The following is a 236-nucleotide window of genomic DNA, read 5'->3' on the forward strand; positions in this document are numbered from 1 at the left end:
GTTATTGGCAAAAGAAGCAAGAAATTTAGGTTGTATTATAACGAACGTACTAGATTATTAATTTCGAGGTACCTTGAAGATAGAGGAGAAGACAATATTAATCAACTATTTGTAAAGAAATATAGCAATGGCCAAAAAAGAGTAGTTAATAAGAGCGCTTTTAATTACTGGTGTGAAATTTTATCCGGCATGTTGAGTAATAAGGAAGGTAATACAATTTCAATTAATCCTCATGC

The 236-nt window shown here is 30.9% G+C and carries 1 protein-coding gene; it reads left to right on the forward strand.

Annotation, left to right across the window (positions count from 1 at the left end; genetic code table 11):
* Positions 1-30: 30 nt before the first annotated feature.
* Positions 31-236 (forward strand): hypothetical protein (locus tag QP997_RS09850; RefSeq protein ID WP_284847017.1); only part of this gene is annotated, 206 nt, incomplete at its 3' end.

The sequence above is a fragment of the Corynebacterium sp. MSK039 genome (assembly GCF_030232315.1).
Lineage (GTDB): Bacteria > Actinomycetota > Actinomycetes > Mycobacteriales > Mycobacteriaceae > Corynebacterium.